This is a genomic window from Mesorhizobium sp. M7A.F.Ca.US.002.01.1.1, from assembly GCF_004022955.1.
Lineage (GTDB): Bacteria > Pseudomonadota > Alphaproteobacteria > Rhizobiales > Rhizobiaceae > Mesorhizobium > Mesorhizobium ciceri.
This window is the reverse complement of the sequence record NZ_RZQE01000977.1, coordinates 1-837: the sequence shown is the minus strand read 5'-3', so window position 1 is coordinate 837 and position 837 is coordinate 1. Positions and strand designations below refer to the sequence as shown.

Below are 837 nucleotides of genomic sequence, written 5' to 3'. Positions count from 1 at the left end.
GGTAAGGACGGCAGCGGCAAGGAAAAGACGTAAGGGTATTGTGCGGGTGGCGGTCATCGGCTTCGAGCTCACCATTTCGGAAATCAGGGCGGACTGTCCACTGCCTTTTACAAGGCGATCACTGTGGCCAGTCAACAACAGACAGGTCAAGCGGCAGCACGTCTTCCAGTTTCTGGGGCGGGACGCGCGGCGTAAGCGTCATCGGCGATCCGGTCGCTTCCGCCATGTCAAAATCCTCGGTGGCCTCGCCGACGGCGGTGATGGTAAAGCTGTCGAACACGTAGGGGAGGCCGTCCGAGGCCAACGGAGAAGCGCTGTCCATGACATGCAGGTGCAAATGCGGCGCTTGACTGTTCCCGGTATTGCCGACTTCGCCAATCTGATCGCCGCGCTGCACCTTGTCTCCGAGCTTCACCTTAATGCTCCCCGGCCGCATGTGGGCGTAGTTGACGAACAAGCCCGAGCCGATGTCGAGCACGACGAAGTTTCCGTCGGCCTCGTCAATCGGCAAGTTGGCGGGCAGCGCACCGGGCACTTGGTCCTGCAAGTCGTCGCGCGTCCCGACCACGGTGCCGTCGGCAACGGCAAGGATAGGCTTGCCATAGATGTGGTAGTTCGCAGGAACCTTAAGGTCGCCCACGACCAGCGTGTTGTTGTCGTCGATTTGCTCCCAGTCGATAGCGAAACGTTGGGCAAGGTAGAACTTGCCGTCGAGCGACAGCAGGGCGCGGACATGGCGGATGGAATCGCAGCAGCCGTCAGCCGCGACATAACCCTTGCCGCGCAAAGGCGGCCCAAGAGCCACCGGTGCCTTCGCAACGACGGCACCCTCGCCAA

1 protein-coding gene is annotated in these 837 nt (G+C 61.5%); it reads right to left on the bottom strand.

Going from position 1 to position 837, the window contains the following annotated elements; genetic code table 11:
• Positions 1-118: 118 nt before the first annotated feature.
• Positions 119-837 (bottom strand): peptidoglycan DD-metalloendopeptidase family protein (locus tag EN932_RS37180; RefSeq protein WP_164890898.1); only part of this gene is annotated, 719 nt, incomplete at its 5' end.